The sequence below is a fragment of the Pseudomonas aeruginosa genome, from assembly GCF_001457615.1.
Classification (GTDB): Bacteria; Pseudomonadota; Gammaproteobacteria; order Pseudomonadales; family Pseudomonadaceae; genus Pseudomonas; species Pseudomonas aeruginosa.
This window is the reverse complement of record NZ_LN831024.1, coordinates 1536471-1557438: the sequence shown is the minus strand read 5'-3', so window position 1 is coordinate 1557438 and position 20968 is coordinate 1536471. Positions and strand designations below refer to the sequence as shown.

The following is a 20968-nucleotide window of genomic DNA, read 5'->3' as shown; positions in this document are numbered from 1 at the left end:
GCCGGCACTGGGCGAAACGCTACTATCCGACCCTACGCCTGCGTCATGCCCATGCACTCAACGGCCCTCCGGATAACCGGCCTCGCTCAACGCCTCGAGGAATGCGTGCTTGTCCAGAGTGCTCTCGACCCTAGCCTCGCGCCGAGGGGGATCGGTCTCTACGCGCGCCTGGGGATCGACGCCGTGCAGGATACGGGTGACAGTCTTGGCACAACCGCCGCAGGTCATGTTCGGAATATGGAAAGAAAACATCGCAACCTCCTGGTTTGTTGACTCCTGCGAACCATGAGTCCTGCCATCGTGACAAGGTCAACTCATAAATCTCTCAGGTAAACCAAACTTTCAAAAATTCATATGAATAGTTCCAGAGGTTATTCCGCAAACTTCAAACAACGGGCAAAGCCAAGAACGAACATATAGAACAACTCCGCCAGGCAACCGAGATACCGCCTCAGCCAGCTCCACTCACCACTGAAGAACCTCTCGACGATATGTATTCGACGTCTCCGTGCGGCGCGAGCGCAGAGGCACAGGAGTGACCTCGTTCAATAAGAAACGGCGGGCAGCCGGAACGTACCTGAAGAACAATGAGAAAGTAATACTTCCCCACTCTTCTGAACATTGAAGTCCCGAGCAGATACTTTCCATCTGCCCTCTTCACTCATCCATCTGAATGAACTACCGAAAAAGAGTTCGGAACCGACTTATCGATAAGGCGGACAGGGACGAGCGATCCGCGCCAGGCAATCCGTACTCCCGGGGTTCGCCAAATAACCGGAGGACGCGCCGCACGGCCCTCGACCCAGGCAGTCGAGCGAAGGCCGGCGGCCGGAAACCGCCGGCGGCTGATCAGGAGCGACTGTCGCGCTGCCGTGCCACGCCTGGAGAGGTATCGTCGGTAGCCACGCCACAGCGCCGCGCCCCCGCGCAGGCTTCCCAGCCACCACCCAGCGCCTTGTAGATACCCACGACGGCAAGGCGCTGCTCGGTGCGCGCGATGCTCAATGCGCGCCGGCTGAGGTAGTCCGAGCGTTCCGCCTCGAGCACGTCCAGGTACTCGCCGTCCCCCTGGACGAAGCGTTCCCGGGCCAGGCGCGCCGCCTCGCGATTGGCCGTCGCCTCGAGCAGGCGCAGGCGGAGCCTGTCAGCGGCAGCGCCATAGCCGTTGAAGGCATCATCGGTCTCCTGCAGGGCGCGCAGCACCGTCCGGTCGTAGAGGATCAATGCCTCCTGCGCACGGGCCTCGCTGGCGGCGATCCGCGCCCGCACGCGACCGCGGTCGAGTAACGCCCAGCGAATCACCGGGTTCAGGACGTTGAAGGACGTACCACTCTCGTCCAAAGCATCGAGATTGCCGGCGACCAGGCCGATCGAGCCGCGTACCTCGACCTGCGGATACAGCCCCGCGGTCTCGACGCCGATACGTGCGGTCGCGGCCGCCAGGTTGCGTTCGGCCGCGGCGATGTCGGCGCGACGCGCCAGCAGTCCCGCCGGGTCGCCGACCCCGAGGGTGCGGAGCGTCAGCCTTTCCCCGGAGGCACGGGCGACCGGCGGGCTGAAGGCCTGCGGGGCTTCCGCAAGGAGAACGGCCAGCGCATTGCGGGTGGCGGCGCGGCGCCGTTCGAGGTCGGGCACGGCCGCCTCGACGTTGTGCAATAACGCTTCGGCGCGCAACCGGTCGAACTCGTGGGCGGAGCCGGCGCTGACCAGGCGTTCGACCATCTCCAGGCTGTCGCGCTGGTTGCCGGCGATGTCATGGACCACCGCAAGTTCGGCCTCGATGCCCTGTAGCTGGAACCAGGTCATGGCAACCGTAGCCGCGACGCTCGCCTGCACGTTGCGCAGCAGGGCCTCGCGCGAGCCCGCCTGCGCCTCGGCGGCCTCCACCGAGCGCCGCACCCGGCCGAACAGGTCGATTTCCCAGGAAGCATCCAGCGCGCCGCGATAGGTCTCGATGTCGCGCTGCTGGCCGGCCGGTGTTTCCACCTCGCCGCGCCGCCGGGCCTGGTAATCGAACGCCGGGCCGCCGCGCGGCAGGAACTCTTCGCGGTTCTCGCGCAGCAGCGCCTTCGCTTCGTCCAGGCGCGCGCCGGCAAGGGCGATGTCGAGGTTCGCCGCGAGCGCCCGCTGGATCAGAGACTCCAGGTCTGGCTCGTCGAACCCGCGCCACCACTCGATCTCCACGCCACCGCCATCGATACCCGCCGGCATCGCGCCGAAGCTGGCCGGTGCGGACGCGCTCGGCGGCGCATAGTCGGGCCCCACCGCGGCACAGCCGCCCAGCAGGATCAGCGCGCTCAACGAAGACCGCAGGTATGGCTTCATGGACGGCCTCCCTCCAGATGCGCCAGGCTGCCGCCGGCGCGTCGCTCCAGGCGCGCCGCCAGTGCCCGTACCAGTACGTAGAACACTGGCGTGAGGAACAGGCCGAACAGCGTCACCCCGAGCATCCCGGCGAATACCGCGACGCCCATGGCCTGGCGCATTTCCGCTCCGGCGCCGCTGGCCATGACCAACGGCACCACGCCGGCGATGAACGCCAGCGAGGTCATCAGGATCGGCCGCAGGCGCAGGCGGCAAGCCTCGACCACCGCCTCCAGCGCACGGGCGCCCTCGGCCTCCAGCGTGCGGGCGAACTCGACGATCAGGATCGCGTTCTTCGCCGCCAGGCCGACCAGCACCACCAGCCCGATCTGGACGAACACGTTGTTGTCGCCGCCCATCAGCCACACCCCGGCGATCGCGCTGAGCAGGCACATCGGCACGATCAGCAGGACCGCCAGCGGCAACAGCCAGCTGTTGTACTGCGCGGCGAGGATCAGGTAGGCCAGCAGCACGCACAGCGGGAAGATGAACAGCGCGCTGTTGCCGGCCAGCTTCTGCTGGTAGGTCAGGTCGGTCCATTCGAAGGTCATGCCCTCGGGCAGCACTTCGCCGGCCAGGCGCTCCATCAACGCCACCGCCTGTCCCGAACTGACGCCGGGAAGCGCGCCGCCGCTGATATCCGCCGACGGATAGCCGTTGTAGTGGATCACCCGGTCGGGACCGGAGCTGGGCGTCACGGTGACGAACGAGGACAGCGGCAACATCGCCCCGGCGGCATTGCGTACCTGCAGGCGCCCGATGGCTTCGGCCTGCATGCGGTGCGGCGCATCGGCCTGGGCAGTGACCTTGTAGGTGCGCCCGAAGCGGTTGAAGTCGTTGATGTACAGCGAGCCGAGGTAGACCTGCAATGCCTCGAACACATCGGCCAGACGAACGCCCTGGCTCTTCACCTTGGTGCGGTCGACCACCACCTCGAGCTGCGGGGCATTGATATCGAAGCTGGTCATCAAGCCCCCGAGCTGGCCGGACTCAGTGGCCTTCATCATCAGCACCTGGGTCTGCCTGGCCAGGGCTTCCAGCCCGGCGCCGCCGCGATCCTCGACCTGCATCTTGAAGCCGCCGATGGTTCCCAGCCCCGGTACCGGCGGCGGCGGGAAGACCCCGAGGAAGCCGTCGGGAATGCTGGCGAACCTGGCTTGCAGGCGCCCGGCGATGGCCAGCGCGGCGAGATCGGCGGAGGTGCGCGATTCGAACGGGTCGAGCATGAAGAACATGACCGCGGCGTTCGGCACGTTGACGAAACCGTTCACCGACAGGCCCGGGAAGGCCACGACGCTCTCCACCCCGGCTCCTCGAGGCCGATCCGGGACATCTGCCTGACCACCGCATCGGTACGCTCCAGCGACGCTCCGTTCGGCAACTGGGCGATGCCGACCAGATAGTACTTGTCCTGCATTGGCACGAAGCCCGGTGGCACCGCCTGGAAACCGACCCAGGTCAGGCCAAGCAGGCCCCATACACCACCAGAGCCAGGCCGCTCACCCGCACCACCTTGCGCACCGCGTTGCCGTAGGCCTCGGGGGCATTTCGCAACGGTCGGCCGAGGACCTGGAGCAGTCGCTGGAAGCGCCCGCCACCGCACCTCCGGCCGGCCGCGGACGCAACAGCAGGCCCGCCAGGGCCGGGCTGAGGGTCAGCGAGTTGAGCGCCGACAGGATGGTGGAGATGGCGATGGTCAGGGCGAACTGACGATAGAACTCGCCCTGCAGGCCACTGAGAAAGGCCGTGGGGATGAACACTGCCGCCAGCACCGAGGTGATCGCCATGATCGGTCCGGTGACCTCGTCCATCGCACGCCGCGCGGCCTGGAGCGGCGGCTCGCCGTTCTCGATGTGGCGCTCGACGTTTTCCACCACCACGATGGCGTCATCGACGACGATGCCGATCGACAGCACCAGGCCGAACAGCGACAGGGTATTCAGCGAGAAACCCATCAGGTGCATGACGGCGAAGGTGCCGACCAGCGAGACCGGCACGGCCATCAGCGGAATCAGCGAAGCACGCCAGCTACGCAGGAACAGCACCACCACCACCACGACCAGCAGGATCGCCTCCAGCAGGGTGGTGGCCACGGTCTGCAACGAAGCGCGGACGAACACTGTCGGGTCGTAGGCGATGCGCGCGCTCAGGCCGGCCGGGAAGTTGCCTTCGAGCCTCGCCACGGTGGCACGCACCGCCTCGGCGGTATCCAGCGCGTTGGCTCCGGGGCTCTGGACGATCTGCAAGGCCACCGCCGGCTCGCCGTCCAGCAGGCTGCGCAGCGCATAGGCATCGCCGCCCATCTCGATCCGCGCGACGTCGCGCAGGCGCGTCACCTGGCCGTCGGCGCCGGTGCGGACGATGATGTCGCCGAACTGCTCTTCGTCGCTCAGGCGCCCGAGGGTATTCACCGTGACCTGGAAGGCCGCGGTGGAGTCCGGCGCCTGGCCGACGGCGCCGGCCGCCACCTGGACGTTCTGCTCGCGAACCGCGGCGATCACCTCGCCCGCCGTCAGCCCACGCGCGGCGATCAGGTCGGGGTCGAGCCACAGGCGCATGCTGTATTCGCCGGCGCCCCACACCACCACATCGCTGATCCCCGGCAGGCGCAGCAGTTCGTCGCGCACCTGGAGGTAGGCGTAGTTCGAGATGTACAGCGGGTCGTAGCGTTGCTCCGGCGACAGCAGGTGCACCACCATGAGGATGTCCGGCGAGGTCTTCTGGGTGACCACGCCCTGCCGCTGCACCTCGTCGGGCAGGCGCGAGAGCACCCGCGAGACCCGGTTCTGCACCTGGATCTGGGCCATGTCGGGATCGATGTGCTGGTCGAAGGTGATGGTCAGGATCATTCGCCCGTCGGTGGCCGACTGCGAGGACATGTACAGCATCCCCTCGACCCCGGTGATCGCCTGCTCCAGCGGCGTCGCCACCGTCTGCGCGATCACGTCGGGGTTGGCGCCGGGATAGGCGGTGGTCACCTGCACGGTCGGCGGCGTCACCGCCGGGTATTCGCTCAGCGGCAACTGGAAGAACGAAACGATGCCTCCGATCATCATCAGCACCGAAAGAACGATGGCGAAGATCGGTCTATCGATGAAGAAGCGTGGGAATGTCATTGTGCGGCCCCCACGGTCTTCGACAGGTCGACGGGCGTGCCATCGATTTCCGCAAGGAGCGGCGTGATCTGCATGTCCGGCCGCACCAGGCCCTTGACGACGATGCGCTCGCCCGGCTGCAGGCCCTGGCGGACGACCCGCAGGCCGTCGACCATCGGCCCGAGTTCCACCGGCCGGTACTGGGTCTTGTTGCCTTCGTCGACGACCAGCACATAGCGCCGGCCCTGGTCGGTGCCGATGGAATGGTCGGCGACCAGCACCTGCTCGCGAGGCTTGCCGGTCTCCAGCCTGACCTTGGCGAACAGCCCCGGCGTCAGTTGCCCGTCCGGGTTGTCGACCACCGCCCGAACCCGGACCGTGCCGGTCCCGCGGTCGGCGGCATTGGCGAGGAAATCGAGGCGACTGCTTCGTCCATAGGACTCGTCGGTGAGCAACGCCACCTTGACCCTGGGGGCCTGCTCGCCTTCCCTGCCGCGGGTCGGCGCCAGGGCCTGCAGGTAGGTGCGCTCGTCGACATCGAAGTACACGTACAGCGGATCGACCGAGACGATGCTGGTCAGCGCGGTGACGCCATTGGTGACGTAGTTGCCCTCGGTGACCTGGATATGCCCGACACGCCCGCCGATCGGTGCCGTCACCCGCGTGAAGCCGAGATCCAGTTGCGCCGCGTCGAGGGCGGCCCTGGCCGCATCGACCTGGGCCTTGCTGGCATTGCGCGAGGCGATGGCGCTGTCGAGCCGCTCCCGGGCGACGACCTTCCGCGCATACAGCAGCTCGGCTCGCTCGTGTTCGGTGCGCGCCAGCAACGCCGCGGCCTCGGCCTCGCGCAGGCGTGCCCTGGCGGCATCCTGCGCCGCCTTGAACACGCGCGGGTCGATGAGGAACAGTTGCTGGCCCTTCTCTACCAGGCGGCCTTCCGGCACCGTAACGTCCTGGATGTAGCCGGCGACGCGCGGCCGTAGTTCTACCTGCTCGACAGCGGTCAGCGAGCCGGTGAACTCGGCGTAGGGTGTCACCGGGCGAACCACCACCTCGGCGACGGGAACGCTTGGCGGGGCGCTCGCCGCCCCGGGCGGCGCCGATTCCCCGCAGCCAGCGATAAGGGCCGCGACGCCTAGCGTCGCGGTGATGCGGATGAAGTGTCTGAGATTCATTGTTATGCCTTCCTGGTCTGAGCCTGCGTGGCCTGGCTGGACGAAACCGCTTCCGTGGCCGGTTATCGACCTTGACACCTTGGTAAGGTCAACCCCCCTTTTTCCGTCCTCATGGCGAAGGCGCAGCGAGCTTTCGGCAGCTCACCGGAGGCGGGACACCTGGCACGCTCGGAGACGCAGCGGGCAGCCCGGGAGGGTGGCGGAGGCAGGCCGACCGGCTATCGACGGCCAGCTCAGGGAAGAGGCGAAAAACCCTGTAGGAAGGGAAGTCCGGCAAAGGGCCGGTCGCCGGGACGGGGACGATCCCGATCTCGCAGCCGGTTGCCGGCCGCATGGTAAAATCCGCCTTTGACCGTGAAGCTCGAGGCACTGAAAATGCGCATTCTCCATACCATGATCCGGGTCGGAAACATCGATCGCTCGATCGATTTCTATACCCGGGTGCTAGGCATGACCCTGCTCAGGAAGAACGACTATCCCGACGGCCAGTTCACCCTCGCCTTCGTCGGCTATGGCAACGAGGCGGATTCCGCGGTGATCGAGCTTACCCACAACTGGGGCGTGGATGCCTACGAGATCGGCACCGGCTACGGCCATATCGCCATCGAGGTCGACGACGCCTACCAGGCCTGCGACGACATCCGCAACAACGGCGGCCAGGTCACCCGCGAAGCCGGGCCGATGAAGCACGGCACCACCGTGATCGCCTTCGTGACCGACCCGGACGGCTACAAGATCGAACTGATCCAGAAGTCTTCCTGAACGGCCCCGGCTATCGCTTTCAGCAATCCGTAACGAAGAACCCCGGCTCATGGCCGGGGTTCTTCGTTCCATCGCAGGCGGCGCGCATCGATCAGGACAGCGTGCGGCCCTTGTTCGCGGCGATGCGCATGCGCAGCGCGTTGAGCTTGATGAAGCCCGCGGCATCGGCCTGGTTGTAGGCGCCGCCGTCTTCCTCGAAGGTCGCGATGTTGGCGTCGAACAGCGAGTCGTCGGACTTGCGGCCCACCACCACAACGTTGCCCTTGTACAGCTTCAGGCGCACTACGCCGTTCACGTTGACCTGCGAGGCGTCGATCATCTGCTGCAGCATCAGGCGCTCCGGGCTCCACCAGTAGCCGGTGTAGATCAGGCTGGCGTACTTGGGCATCAGCTCGTCTTTCAGGTGGGCCACTTCGCGGTCCAGGGTGATCGACTCGATGGCGCGGTGGGCCTTGAGCATGATGGTGCCGCCGGGGGTCTCGTAGCAGCCACGGGACTTCATGCCGACATAGCGGTTCTCGACGATGTCGAGGCGGCCGATGCCGTTGATCCCGCCGACGCGGTTCAGCTCGGTGAGCACCTCGGCCGGGGTCATGTCCTTGCCGTCGATGGCGACGATGTCGCCCTTGCGGTAGGTCAGCTCGATGTAGGTCGGGGTGTCCGGCGCGTTTTCCGGGGAAGCGGTCCACTTCCACATGTCTTCTTCGTGCTCGGTCCAGGTATCTTCCAGCACGCCGCCTTCGTAGGAGATATGCAGGAGGTTGGCGTCCATCGAGTACGGCGACTTCTTCTTGCCGTGGCGCTCGATCGGGATGCCGTGCTTCTCGGCATAGTCCATCAGCTTCTCGCGGGACAGCAGGTCCCACTCGCGCCAGGGCGCGATCACCTTGACGCCGGGCTTCAGCGCGTAGGCGCCCAGCTCGAAGCGGACCTGGTCGTTGCCCTTGCCGGTGGCGCCGTGGGAGATGGCGTCGGCGCCGGTCTCGTTGGCGATCTCGATCAGGCGCTTGGCGATCAGCGGACGAGCGATGGAAGTGCCCAGCAGGTACTCGCCTTCGTAGACGGTGTTGGCGCGGAACATCGGGTAGACGAAGTCGCGGACGAATTCTTCGCGCAGGTCGTCGATGTAGATTTCCTTGACGCCCATCGCGCGGGCCTTGGCGCGAGCCGGTTCGACTTCCTCGCCCTGGCCGAGGTCGGCGGTGAAGGTCACCACTTCGCAGTTATAGGTATCTTGCAACCACTTCAGAATTACCGAGGTATCCAGGCCGCCGGAATACGCCAGGACTACCTTCTTCACATCCGCCATGCCATCACTCCACGGGGGTCGTCACGAAAAGCGACAATTCTACGCAGGGCATTCGGGAAATTACAGAGGGGCGACAGCTTTAGACGCAAAAGCGACAGATTCTATCGTTTGCGCGACTCAAACCGTGGGTTTTCCCTGAAGCGAGGCGGCCGGAGGCTTCGGTGCGGCAGGTTCTGCCGCGGGCGGCGCCGGCTTGTCCTCGGCCTTCGGCGCTTCCGTCGCCGGCTCGACCACCGCCTCGCGCGACAGGTGCACGGTGACCCGGCGGTTGCGCGCACGGTTGGCGGCGCTGTTGTTGGCCACCAGCGGGTAGCGCTCGCCATAGAAGCGCACGTTGATCTGGCTTTCCGGCACCCCGTTGCTCTTCAGGTACTCCTGCACCGCCAGCGCGCGGCGGCGCGACAGGTCGCGGTTGGTCAGGCGGTTGCCGCTGTTGTCGGAGTGCCCGTCGAGTTCGATCCGGTTGATGCTCGGATCGGCCTTGAGCAGTTGCAGGATGATGTCCAGCTTGGCTCGCGCCACGTCGTTCAGCGCCGTGCCGCCGTCGGGGAAGCCGACCTGGGCCAGCTTGACCTGGTCGAAGTTCACCGGCAGCAGCTTGGCGATGCAGGCCTGGTACTGGCTGTAGACGCTGGCGAAGCGCGCCGGCAGCAGGCGCACCTCCAGGCGATCGCCCTGCCAGGTGCGATGGCGGACCAGCGGGCTGCGCCCCTCGAGCAGGCCGGTGAGCAACCGACCGGCCTGTTGCTGGTTGCTGTTGAACGGCACCTCGCCGCTACCGATGCTGACCTGGCCAAGGTTGATGTCGCCCTGTCCCGGTCGCCAGGGCGGCGCGGCAGCCAGCAGGGTCGCCGACCCGCGCCCCAGCCACTGGGCCTCGGGCTTCAGGCGGAAGGTCGCCTGCTCGCCGGCACGCCGGACGAACTCGCCGACCCCGAAATTCGCCACCGGCTGCGACAGGCGGCATTCGAACTGGTCGCCTTCGACCTTCCACTCGACGCTCTCCAGCCGCGTCTGGAAGGTCACCGCCAGCGCCGGCAGGCTGCTGAGCAGGAAAGGCAATAGAAGAAGGCGCGGCTGCACGACGGCGGGCTCCGGGAAAGCGTCCAAATACGAAGGATGTATCGGACGGCCCGGACAAAACTTGATAGCGAGTGCCCCGCCCCCCCTTTTCCGGTAGCATTTCCCCCCACGAAATCCCGTCCTGGAAGCCCCATGTCCGACCGTCTCACCCTCCTGCGCCCCGACGACTGGCACATTCACCTGCGTGACGGTGCCGCGCTGGCCAATACCGTCGGCGACGCCGCCCGCACCTTCGGCCGCGCCATCGTCATGCCGAACCTGGTGCCGCCGGTGCGCAACGCCGCCGAAGCCGACGCCTACCGGCAGCGCATCCTCGCCGCCCGCCCCGCCGCCAGCCGCTTCGAGCCGCTGATGGTGCTGTACCTCACCGACCGCACCAGCGCCGAGGAAATCCGTACCGCCAAGGCCAGCGGCTTTGTGCATGCCGCCAAGCTCTATCCGGCAGGCGCCACCACCAACTCGGACTCTGGCGTGACCCGCATCGACAATATCTTCGAAGCGCTCGAGGCGATGGCCGAGGTCGGCATGCCGCTGCTGGTGCATGGCGAGGTGACCCGCGCCGAGGTCGACGTATTCGATCGTGAGAAGCAGTTCATCGACGAGCACCTGCGCCGGGTGGTCGAGCGCTTCCCGACCCTGAAGGTGGTCTTCGAGCACATCACCACCGGCGACGCCGCCCAGTTCGTCCGGGAAGCCCCGGCCAACGTCGGCGCGACCATTACCGCCCATCACCTGCTGTACAACCGCAACCACATGCTGGTCGGCGGTATCCGTCCGCACTTCTATTGCCTGCCGATCCTCAAGCGCAACACCCACCAGGAAGCCCTGCTGGACGCCGCGGTGAGCGGCAATCCGAAATTCTTCCTCGGCACCGACTCGGCGCCGCACGCCCGCCACGCCAAGGAAGCCGCCTGCGGTTGCGCCGGCTGCTACAGCGCCTACGCCGCCATCGAGCTGTATGCCGAGGCCTTCGAACAGCGCAATGCGCTGGACAAGCTGGAAGGCTTCGCCAGCCTGCACGGCCCGGACTTCTATGGCCTGCCGCGCAACACCGACCGGATCACCCTGGTCCGCGAGGAATGGCAGGCGCCCGCCAGCCTCCCCTTCGGCGACTTCGACGTGGTGCCGCTGCGCGCCGGCGAGACACTCCGCTGGAAACTGCTGGAGGCCGGGGCATGAGCGAAGACAACTTCGACGACGAATTCGACGGCAGCCTCCCCAGCGGCCCGCGCCATCCGATGGCGCGCCGCTTCCGCGGCTACCTGCCGGTAGTGGTGGACGTCGAGACCGGCGGCTTCAACTCGGCCACCGACGCGCTGCTGGAAATCGCCGCGACCACTGTCGGCATGGACGAGAAAGGCTTCCTGTTCCCGGAACACACCTACTTCTTCCGCATCGAGCCCTTCGAAGGCGCCAACATCGAGCCGGCCGCGCTGGAATTCACCGGCATCAAGCTTGACCACCCGCTGCGCATGGCGGTGCAGGAGGAAGCGGCACTCACCGAGATCTTCCGCGGCATCCGCAAGGCGCTGAAGGCCAATGGCTGCAAGCGGGCGATCCTGGTCGGCCACAACAGCAGCTTCGACCTCGGTTTCCTCAATGCCGCCGTGGCGCGTACCGGGATCAAGCGCAATCCGTTCCATCCCTTCTCCAGCTTCGACACCGCCACCCTGGCTGGCCTCGCCTACGGCCAGACGGTCCTGGCCAAGGCCTGCCAGGCCGCCGGCATGGAGTTCGACAACCGCGAGGCGCACTCGGCACGCTACGACACCGAGAAGACCGCCGAGCTGTTCTGCGGCATCGTCAACCGCTGGAAGGAAATGGGCGGCTGGATGGACGACGACGACTGAGCCTCGGCCCACTTAGGCGGATAACGCCAGGACGTTATCCGTCCTACGCGACCGGTCAGGCAATCTCCCCCTCTTCGGAGCGAGGCGCGTGACCTGGGATGGGGCTGCCGGCCCCCGCGAACCCATGAAAAAGCCCCGCCGAAGCGGGGCTTTTTTCCAACGCGCGAAGCAGGCTCTTCTTACAGCTTGCTGGCGTTCTCGGCCAGGTACTTGGCCACGCCTTCGGGCGATGCGGTCATGCCCTTGTCGCCCTTCTTCCAGTTGGCCGGGCAGACTTCGCCGTGCTCCTCATGGAACTGCAGGGCATCGACCAGACGCAGCAGCTCGTCCATGTTGCGGCCCAGCGGCAGGTCGTTGACGATCTGCGAGCGCACAACGCCTTCCTTGTCGATCAGGAACGCGCCACGGAAGGCCACGCCACCGTCGGACTCGACGTCATAGGCCTTGGCGATCTCGTGCTTGGTGTCGGCCGCCAGGGTGTACTTGACGGCACCGATGCCGCCCTTGTCCACCGGGGTGTTGCGCCAGGCGTTGTGGGTGAAGTGGGAGTCGATGGAAACGCCGATCACCTCGACGTTGCGCGCCTGGAATTCCGGGATGCGGTGGTCCAGGGCGATCAGCTCGGACGGGCAGACGAAGGTGAAGTCCAGCGGATAGAAGAACACCAGGCCGTACTTGCCCTTGATGGCCTCGGACAGGGTGAAGCTCTCGACGATCTCGCCATTGCCCAGTACCGCGGCAACGTTGAAGTCAGGCGCTTTCTTACCTACGAGTACGCTCATTCCATGTCTCCTTTAAGCGGAAGGTTGAAGGACGGCACCGCAGCCTGCCGGCTCCTCGTGAAGCCTCGATGTCAGGGGCGCCGTTCCCCGGGAAACAACCATCATACACCCCGCCCCAGCCGGCGCTAAGTCTTTGTCCGACAAAGCCATTTGTCGGGGGGCGAAAAAAACCCGACTAAAACGCTCCAGGGAACTTTGACAATCATTCTCATTATTATTAGTATCTTTTCCAACTCAACTTCCCAGTAGCCAGATCGCCATGTACGTCTGCCTCTGCCAAGGTGTTACCGACAACCAGATCCGCGATGCCATCTACGAAGGCTGCTGCAGCTATCGTGAGGTTCGCGAAGCCACCGGCGTCGGTACCCAGTGCGGCAAGTGCGCATGCCTGGCCAAGCAGGTGGTACGCGAAACCCTCAACGACCTGCAGAGTGCCCAGCCGGTACCGGCGTTCGGGACTACGGCGTTCGTCGCTGCCTGAAAAATATTTTTTATCCCTCTTTCAGAAGAACCGGGCCTGGCGCCCGGTTTTTTTATGCCTTCAATTCAATGACTTAGCGGCAGAACGCGGAAAGAAAACATTCGTATTCATATTCTTTTTCCCTTATATTTCAATAACTTAGGTTTGACACCCTGCTTCGTCGCGGCCAAACTTGGCGAATCACACCCACTACGACGGCAGGATTCGGCATGAAAGGCGACAAGAAAGTCATCCAGCACCTCAACAAGATCCTCGGCAACGAGCTGATCGCGATCAACCAGTACTTCCTCCACTCGCGCATGTGGAACGACTGGGGCCTGAAGCGCCTCGGCGCCCATGAGTACCACGAGTCGATCGACGAGATGAAGCATGCCGACAAGCTCATCGAGCGCATCCTGTTCCTCGAAGGCCTGCCCAACCTGCAGGACCTCGGCAAGCTGCTGATCGGCGAGAACACCCAGGAAATGCTGCAGTGCGACCTGAACCTGGAGCTGAAGGCGACCAAGGACCTGCGCGAAGCCATCGTGCATTGCGAGCAGGTGCACGACTACGTCAGCCGCGACCTGCTGAAGGACATCCTGGAGTCGGAAGAAGAGCACATCGACTACTTGGAAACCCAGCTGGGCCTGATCCAGAAAGTCGGCCTGGAGAACTACCTGCAGTCGCACATGCACGAAGACGACTGATCGGGAACCACGACGAAGCGCCGGCGGCCTGCCCCGCCGGCGCTTTTTTCTTGCCGCCAGAAAGCCTCAGGCGCTGCGCGGCCTGCGCCGGACCAGATCGGCGCGCAGGGCCAGCAACAGGCAAAGACCGACCAGTACCAGCAATGCCCAGCGCAGGCCGATCTCGTGGGCCAGCAGGCCGATCAGCGGCGGTCCCATCAGCAGTCCGCCATACCCCACGGTAGAGACGGCGGCGACCCCGATCACCGGATCGATGCCCGGCTGGTTGCCAGCAGCGCTGATCACGATCGGCACCATCACCGACAGTCCCAGGCCAACCACCCCGAAACCGGCGATGCTCAGCGCCGGCCAGGGGCTGAACAGCGCCACCAGCATGCCCAGCGTGGCCAGCGAACCCAGGCCGCGCAGCAACGGCGCATCGTCGATGCGTCCGCGCAGGCGGTCGCCGAACAGCCGCCCCACCACCATCGCCGCGGAAAACGCCGCGAAGCCCAGCGCCGCCACCCGCTCGGAAGCATCCAGAACGCTGTGCAGGAACAGCGCGCTCCAGTCAGCCACGCCGCCCTCGGAAACGAACGCGCAGAGAATCAGCAGGCCCAGGCCGAGCAAGGCCCGCGGCGGCAAGGTGAAGCCGCCGCCCTTGCGCGCGCCCGCCTTGCTCGGGTCCGGCGGAAGCAACGCGCGTACGAAGAATGGCAGGCTCAGCAGGCCGAGTGCGGTGAGAATGAGGAAGTGCCAGAACGGCGTCAGTCCGGCCAGGGCCGCGGCGCTCAACGCACCGACCAGGCAACCGAGGCTGTACATGCCATGCAGCATGGACATGCAGGGCTTGCCGAGCAGGCGCTCGACATCCACCGCCTGGATGTTCATCGCCACGTCCATCCCGGCGAAGCTCACGCCCAGCACGTAGAAGGCCAACGCCAGTTGCCACCAGCCCTGGCTCAGGCCGAGCAGCGGAAACACCAGCAGCATGATCAGGCAACCGCCGATCACTACGCTGCGGCTGCCGATGCGCTGGACCAGGAAACCGCTCAACGGGAACGCCGTGAGCGCGCCGACCCCGACGCCGAGCAGGGCCTGGCCGAGCGCGCGCTCGTCCAGCTGGGTCTGCTCCTTGAGCGCCGGGATGCGTCCCATCAGGTTGCCGATGACCAGCCCGGCCATGGCGAAGAAATAGATGCAAGCCAGGCGACCCTGGCGAGGATTGACTTCCGACATGGAGGCTCCCGGTTTCCTTGCTGGTTTCTCCGGACAAAAAAGAAACCCCGCACAAGGCGGGGCTCTTCGTCGGATGCGCGGATCAGGCGTTGGCTTTGGCCGCCGCGTCCTTGACCAGGGTCTGCAGTTCGCCCTTCTCGAACATCTCGGCGAGGATGTCGCTGCCGCCGACCAGTTCGCCATTGACCCACAGCTGCGGGAAGGTCGGCCAGTTCGCGTACTTCGGCAGGTTGGCGCGGATTTCCGGGTTCTGCAGGATGTCGACGTAGGCGAACTTCTCGCCACAGGCCATCAGCACCTGGGCCGCGCGCGAGGAGAAACCGCACTGCGGGGCGTTCGGCGAACCCTTCATGTACAGCAGGATGGGGTTGTTGGCGATCTGCTCTTTAATGGTTTCGATGATGTCCATGGCTTACCTCAACAGGAACGTTTCGACACGGTAACTCGGCAAATAATGACCGGTATTGTATCGGAAAGCCTAGCGCGACGCTCGGCTTTACTCTCGCGTTCCGTCGACCCGCTCAGGCCGCTTCCACCTCCACCGGCAGGCCGTTGAGCGCGGCGTTACCCGACAGCAGGTCGAGATGACGCTCGTCGGTCAGGTCGTTGGCGCTGACGCCGGCCTGGGCGCGGGCGATCGCCAGTTGCACGCCGGGCCGCGCGTGGCCCCAGCCGTGCGGCAGGCTGACCACCCCGGGCATCATCTCGCTGCTCGCCGCCACCTCCACCTCCACGCTGCCGACCCGCGAGCGCACCCGCACCCGTTGCCCGTCGACCAGGCCGCGACCCTCCAGGTCCCGCGGGTGCATCAGCAACTGATGACGCGGCTTGCCCTTCACCAGGCGATGGTAGTTGTGCATCCAGGAATTGTTGCTGCGCACGTGGCGTCGTCCGATCAGCAGCAACTGGTCGGACGCAGGCAGCGGCTGTGCGGCGAAGCGTTGCAGGTCGTCGACGAACAGCGGCGGCGCGGCCTGGATGCGCTGGTCGGCGGTCTTCAGGCGCGGCGCCAGGTTCGGCCGCAGCGGCCCGAGGTCGATGCCGTGGGGATGTTCGCGCAGAGTGGCCAGGCTCAGCCTGTGCTCGGAACGGTCGCCGTAGGCGCCAGCGCGCAGGCCGAGGTCGATCATCTGCTGCGGCTCCAGGGTCGGTTTCAGCTCCAGGCCGTTGCGCGCGGCGAAGGCCCGCGCCAGGCCGACGAAGATCTCCCAGTCGTGCAGCGCACCCTCGGGACGCGGCAGCACGGCCTCGTTGAAACGGGTCACGTTACGCACGGCGAAGACGTTGAAGGTGGTGTCGTAGTGATCGTGCTCCAGCGGCGCGGTGGGCGGCAGGATGAGATCGGCGTAGCGGGTCGTCTCGTTGATGTAGAGGTCGATGCTGAGCATGAACTCCAGGCCGTCCAGGGCCTGTTCGAGCCGCCTCCCGTTGGGCGTGGACAGCACCGGGTTGCCGGCTACCGTGACCAGCGCGCGCACCTGCCCCTCGCCTTCACCGAGGATTTCTTCCGCCAATGCCGCCACCGGCAGTTCGCCGCCATATTCCGGCAGCCCCGAGACGCGGCTGCGCCAACGGCCGAAGTGGCCACCCGAGGTACTCGCCACCAGGTCCAGGGCCGGCGAGGTGCACAGCGCGCCACCGACCCGGTCGAGGTTGCCGGTGACCAGGTTGATCAGTTGCACCAGCCACTGGCAGAGCGTGCCGAAGGCCTGGGTGGAAACGCCCATCCGGCCATAGCAGACCGCCCGTTCGGCGGCGGCGAAATCCCGCGCCAGTTGGCGAATGCTTTCGGCCGGCACGCCACAGCGCGCGCTCATGGACTCGGCGTCGAAGACCGCGACCGCCTCGCGCACCCGCTCCAGCCCGTCGACCGGCAGCGGCGTGGGGCGACCGAGGTTCTCCTCGAACAGGGTGTTGAGTATCCCGAGCAACAGCGCCGCATCCTGGCCGGGACGAATGAACAGGTGCCGGTCGGCGATAGCCGCGGTCTCGCTGCGCCGGGGATCGACCACCACCAACCGGCCGCCGCGGGCCTTCAGCGCCTTCAGGCGCTTCTCCACGTCCGGCACGGTCATGATGCTGCCGTTGGACGCCAGCGGGTTGCCGCCGAGCACCAGCATGAAGTCGGTGTGGTCGATGTCGGGGATCGGGATCAACAAACCATGGCCGTACATCTGCTGGCTGACCAGGTGATGCGGCAACTGGTCGACGGAAGTCGCGGAGAAGCGGTTGCGCGTTTTCAGCAGGCCGAGGAAGTAGTTGCTATGGGTCATCAGGCCGTAGTTGTGCACGCTCGGATTGCCCTGGTAGACCGCCACCGCATCGTTGCCATGGCGCTCGCGGATCTCGCCGAGGCGGCTGGCCACCAGCGCGAAGGCCTCGTCCCAGCCGATCGGCTGCCACTCGCTGCCGACCCGGCGCAACGGCTGGCGCAGGCGGTCGGGGTCGTCCTGGATGTCCTGCAGGGCCACCGCCTTGGGACAGACATGGCCGCGGCTGAAGCTGTCCTGCGGGTCGCCCTTGATCGAGCGGATCCGCGGCACGCCGCCCTCGTCGCTCTCGGTCTCGATGGCGAGCCCGCAGATGGCCTCGCAGAGATGGCACGCACGGTAGTGGAGGGTCTTGCTCATGGCTCGCCTCTTCATTGTCGTCGCCGGCCGTCGCGGCCCGGCGCGTACGCGAGGACCAGACGACCGGTCTAGTCGTCGAATCGGCACTATGCGGCGCCTTCCGCCGCCGCGCCAGCAGCGTCAGTCGGCTGAATCGCCAGGCATCAGGCTGGCCGATGGGCGCGGTAGAGGGGAGGCGTGCCGTTTGTCCGGCTGTCAACTATCCACCTGGGAATTCCGGCGCGGCGAAAGCCGGTGCTAAACCTTGTCTCTTCGAGTCCACCCCTGTCCGACAAGACCAATAAAGCGTGGAGACCGCATGACCGACGACCACTCCTTCCGCCCTCGCCCCACCTCGTTGTCAGCCGCCCTGCTGCTGGGCGCCTGGATCGCACAGCCGGCCACGGCCGCCTATGTCGAAGCCGGTCGGCCCGGCGATCCGGCCAGTTGGCGCTCCGCCGAATACCAGCAGGACTGGGGCCTGGAACGGTTGCGGGCCGACCAGGCCTATGCCGCCGGCATCGACGGCCAGGGCGTGAAGATCGGCGAGATGGACTCCGGTTTCGACCCGAGCCATCCGGATACTCCCGCCTCGCGCTACCAGCCGGTGACGGCCAGCGGCACCTATGTCGACGGCACGCCGTTCAGCGTCAGCGGCGCGATGAACGGCAACAACGACTCCCACGGTACCCACGTCGGCGGCACCCTCGGCGCCTCGCGCGACGGCGTCGGCATGCACGGGGTGGCCTACGCGGCACAGGTGTATGTCGCCAACACCAACCAGAACGACAGCTTCCTGTTCGGCCCGACGCCCGACCCGAACTATTTCAAGGCCGCCTACCAGGCGCTGGCCGACGCCGGGGTGCGGGCGATCAACAACAGTTGGGGCAGCCAGCCCAAGGACGTCAGCTACGAGACCCTCGACGGCCTGCACGCCGCCTATGCCCAGCACTACGGGCGCTCCACCTGGCTGGACGCCGCCGCCGGCGTCTCCCGCCAGGGCGTGATCAACGTCTTCAGCGCCGGCAACAGCGGCTACGCCAACGCCAGCGTGCGCTCCGCCCTGCCCTACTTCCAGCCGGACCTGGAAGGCCACTGGCTGGCCGTGTCCGGCCTCGACCAGCAGAACGGCCAGCGCTACAACCGCTGCGGCATCGCCAAGTACTGGTGCATCACCACGCCCGGCCGCCTGATCAACAGCACCATGCCCGGCGGCGGCTACGCCAACAAGTCCGGTACCTCGATGGCCGCGCCCCACGCCACCGGCGCGCTGGCCCTGGTCATGCAGCGCTATCCGTACCTGAACAACGAGCAGGCGCTGCAGGTTCTGCTGACCACCGCCACCCAGCTCGACGGCACGCCGACCGGCGCCCCCACCGACACCGTCGGCTGGGGCGTGCCGGATCTCGGTCGGGCGATGCATGGGCCTGGACAATTGCTCGGCCGCTTCGAGGCCAACCTCCCGGCCGGCCTGCGCGACGAATGGAGCAACCCGATTTCCGATAGCGCCCTGCTCCAGCGCCAGGCCGAGGACGCCGCCGAGCACGCGGCCTGGCAGCGGACGCTGAAGGACAAGGGCTGGGAAAACGGCTTGCCGGCCGGTGCCAGCCAGCAGGAACGCACCGACTATGCCATCGGCATGGCCCGCGACCAGGCCGCCGCCCAGCGCCAGTACCAGGGCAGCCTGGTCAAGGCCGGTGCCGGCAGCCTGGTCCTGAGCGGCGACAGCACCTATCGCGGGCCGACCCTGGTCGATGGCGGGCTGCTCAGCGTCGACGGTTCGCTGCTGTCCGCCGTCGAAGTCAATGCCGGCGGCACCCTCGGCGGCAGCGGCAGGATCGGCGGCCTGCTGGCGCGCTCCGGCGGCACGGTGGCCGCGGGCAACTCCATCGGCACCCTGGAGGTCGCCGGGGACCTGCGCTTCGAATCCGGCTCGACCTACGCGGTGGAGCTTTCGGAAAGCGCCAGCGACCGGATCGTCGCCAGCGGCAAGGCGAGCATCGCGGGCGGCAACGTCACCCTGGCCATGGAAAACAGCCCCGACCTGCTCAGCCAGTCCCAGGTCGAGAGCCTGGTCGGCCGCCGCTACGACATCCTCGACGCCGCCGGCGGCATCGACGGGCGCTTCGACGCGGTATTGCCGAACTACCTGTTCCTCGGCGGCACCCTGGACTACGCGGCCAACGCCATCCGCCTGGATATCGGACGCAACGGCACGGCCCTCGCCAGCGTCGCGCAGACGCCCAACCAGGCGGCGGTCGCTGGGGCCGTGGAAACGCTCGGCGCCGGCAACCCGGTCTACGAAAGCCTGCTCCTGTCGGAAAACGCCGCAACCGCCCAACGGGCCTTCCAGCAATTGTCCGGGGAAATCTACCCGGCGCTCGCCGGCCTGTTGCTCAACGACAGCCGCTATCTGCGCGACAGCGTCGGCGAACGCCTGCGCCAGACCAGCGACGGCGAGGCCGGCGGGGAGGCTCCCGAAGGCTGGTTCAAGGCGCTCGGCTCCTGGGGCAAGAGCGCCGATGGCAGCCACGGCAGCGAAGGCTACCGGCATTCGGTCGGCGGCTTCCTGCTCGGCGTCGACAGCCAGGTCGCCAGCGACACGCGCCTCGGCCTGGTGGCCGGCTACAGCAACAGCTCGCTGAACATGGACAGCAGCCTGCAATCCTCCGCCAGCATCGACAGCTACCACCTCGGCGCCTACCTCGGTCGGCAATTGCAGCAATGGCGCCTGAGCCTCGGCGCAGCGCACGCCTGGCACCGCGCCGAGGTCAAGCGCGACCTGCAATACGGCGCCGTGGCCGGCAAGCAGAAGGCCAAGCTCGACGCACAGAGCAGCCAGTTGTTCGCCGAGGCCGCCTACGCGCTGGGCTGGCGCAGCCTGGAGCTGGAACCCTTCGCCGGGCTGGCCTACGTGCACGTCGCCAGCGATGACTTCCGCGAACGCGGTAGCGCCGCGGCCCTGGAGGGTGGCGACGACAACCTGGACGCCGCCTTCACCACCCTGGGCCTGCGCGCGAAACGGCATTTCGAGCTGGATGCCGGACGCCGCCTGGCGCTCTCCGGCACCCTCGGCTGGCGCCACAACCTGAGCGACACCACCCCGCAACGCCACCTGGCGTTCGCCAGCGGCAGCCAGCCATTCAGCGTGGAAAGCGTGGCCCTGTCCCGCGACGCCGCGCTGCTCGGCGTCGACGCCAGCCTCGCGGTGAATCGCGAAGTGAGCGTGCGGCTGGGCTACAACGGCCTGCTGGGCAGCCGCGAGAAGGACCATGGCGTCGGACTGGCCGTCGACTGGCGTTTCTGACTTCGGTTACGAGGGCATTCCAGCCGTTGGATGGGTTCCGGCGGGCGGCAAGGGGAAAAAGCCACTTCATTGCCCTCGGTCACGAAACCGCTGCAAATATGAGAAAAAGACCTAACTAAAGGATTCATGCGAAATGCATAGCGCTATACTGTCCATCCAGCGCTGTACTATCCCTTCCAGCGCTGATCGCGACCCGGTGCCCGCACCACCGTGCCGCACGAGCCCCGGAGATCCGCACCTCCGGGGC

At 66.5% G+C, this 20968-nt stretch carries 15 protein-coding genes and 1 pseudogene; 6 read left to right on the top strand and 10 right to left on the bottom strand.

Features of this window, described 5'->3' with window-relative positions; translation table 11 throughout:
- Positions 1–57: 57 nt before the first annotated feature.
- From AT700_RS07175 to mexP, 4 genes and pseudogenes are all read right to left on the bottom strand, one after another.
- Complete coding sequence (locus tag AT700_RS07175; protein ID WP_003092060.1) at positions 58–252, bottom strand: heavy-metal-associated domain-containing protein; 195 nt, start codon at positions 250–252, stop codon at positions 58–60.
- A 597-nt stretch (positions 253–849) separates the two neighbouring features.
- Complete coding sequence (opmE, locus tag AT700_RS07170) at positions 850–2325, bottom strand: multidrug efflux transporter outer membrane subunit OpmE (protein WP_003117523.1); 1476 nt, start codon at positions 2323–2325, stop codon at positions 850–852.
- Positions 2322–5480: pseudogene (mexQ, locus tag AT700_RS07165) on the bottom strand (multidrug efflux RND transporter permease subunit MexQ). Before mexQ ends, opmE begins: the two are co-directional and overlap by 4 nt.
- Positions 5477–6634: a multidrug efflux RND transporter periplasmic adaptor subunit MexP gene (gene mexP / locus AT700_RS07160; protein WP_003117521.1), complete on the bottom strand. Its 1158-nt coding sequence runs from the start codon at positions 6632–6634 to the stop codon at positions 5477–5479. Before mexP ends, mexQ begins: the two are co-directional and overlap by 4 nt.
- Positions 6635–7009: 375 nt before the next feature.
- Here mexP and gloA point away from each other — a divergent pair, with 375 nt between their 5' ends.
- Positions 7010–7396 (top strand): lactoylglutathione lyase, encoded by a 387-nt coding sequence (gene gloA / locus AT700_RS07155; RefSeq protein WP_003110007.1) that lies wholly within the window; start codon positions 7010–7012, stop codon positions 7394–7396.
- Between the two features lie 91 nt (positions 7397–7487).
- On the opposite strand, the gene AT700_RS07150 is transcribed toward gloA, so the two are convergent.
- Positions 7488–8705: an argininosuccinate synthase gene (locus AT700_RS07150; RefSeq protein WP_003092065.1), complete on the bottom strand. Its 1218-nt coding sequence runs from the start codon at positions 8703–8705 to the stop codon at positions 7488–7490.
- 117 nt (positions 8706–8822) lie between these two features.
- Positions 8823–9788 (bottom strand): flagellar protein MotY, encoded by a 966-nt coding sequence (gene motY, locus AT700_RS07145; RefSeq protein ID WP_003092066.1) that lies wholly within the window; start codon positions 9786–9788, stop codon positions 8823–8825.
- 132 nt (positions 9789–9920) lie between these two features.
- Between motY and pyrC the strand changes: the two genes are divergently transcribed.
- Both pyrC and rnt read left to right on the top strand, forming a co-directional pair.
- Positions 9921–10967 carry a dihydroorotase gene (pyrC, locus tag AT700_RS07140; protein WP_003092068.1) on the top strand — a complete coding sequence of 349 codons (1047 nt, stop codon included), beginning with the start codon at positions 9921–9923 and terminating at the stop codon, positions 10965–10967.
- A complete protein-coding gene (rnt, locus tag AT700_RS07135; RefSeq protein ID WP_003092070.1) occupies positions 10964–11638 on the top strand; it encodes a ribonuclease T in 675 nt (224 codons plus the stop codon). Before pyrC ends, rnt begins: the two co-directional genes overlap by 4 nt.
- 179 nt (positions 11639–11817) lie before the next feature.
- Here rnt and AT700_RS07130 read toward each other — a convergent pair whose 3' ends face one another.
- The gene (locus AT700_RS07130; protein WP_003092073.1) at positions 11818–12420 is read right to left on the bottom strand and encodes a peroxiredoxin; all 603 of its coding nucleotides are present in this window, start codon (positions 12418–12420) and stop codon (positions 11818–11820) included.
- A 259-nt stretch (positions 12421–12679) separates the two neighbouring features.
- Between AT700_RS07130 and AT700_RS07125 the strand changes: the two genes are divergently transcribed.
- The gene (locus AT700_RS07125) at positions 12680–12901 is read left to right on the top strand and encodes a bacterioferritin-associated ferredoxin (protein ID WP_003092075.1); all 222 of its coding nucleotides are present in this window, start codon (positions 12680–12682) and stop codon (positions 12899–12901) included.
- A 209-nt stretch (positions 12902–13110) separates the two neighbouring features.
- Positions 13111–13587: a bacterioferritin BfrB gene (gene bfrB, locus AT700_RS07120; protein WP_003092078.1), complete on the top strand. Its 477-nt coding sequence runs from the start codon at positions 13111–13113 to the stop codon at positions 13585–13587.
- A gap of 66 nt (positions 13588–13653) precedes the next feature.
- Here the strand turns inward: bfrB and AT700_RS07115 are convergent, their stop codons facing one another.
- The 3 genes from AT700_RS07115 to AT700_RS07105 form a co-directional block, all read right to left on the bottom strand.
- Positions 13654–14805 carry an MFS transporter gene (locus AT700_RS07115; RefSeq protein WP_003104266.1) on the bottom strand — a complete coding sequence of 384 codons (1152 nt, stop codon included), beginning with the start codon at positions 14803–14805 and terminating at the stop codon, positions 13654–13656.
- Positions 14806–14887: 82 nt separating this feature from the next.
- Positions 14888–15214: a Grx4 family monothiol glutaredoxin gene (grxD, locus tag AT700_RS07110; RefSeq protein WP_003092082.1), complete on the bottom strand. Its 327-nt coding sequence runs from the start codon at positions 15212–15214 to the stop codon at positions 14888–14890.
- A gap of 112 nt (positions 15215–15326) precedes the next feature.
- Positions 15327–17435, bottom strand: coding sequence for a molybdopterin oxidoreductase family protein (locus AT700_RS07105; RefSeq protein ID WP_003112888.1), 2109 nt, complete (start codon positions 17433–17435; stop codon positions 15327–15329).
- Positions 17436–17733: 298 nt separating this feature from the next.
- Here AT700_RS07105 and AT700_RS07100 point away from each other — a divergent pair, with 298 nt between their 5' ends.
- The gene (locus AT700_RS07100) at positions 17734–20721 is read left to right on the top strand and encodes an autotransporter domain-containing protein (RefSeq protein ID WP_048520846.1); all 2988 of its coding nucleotides are present in this window, start codon (positions 17734–17736) and stop codon (positions 20719–20721) included.
- The last annotated feature ends 247 nt before the right edge of the window (positions 20722–20968 follow it).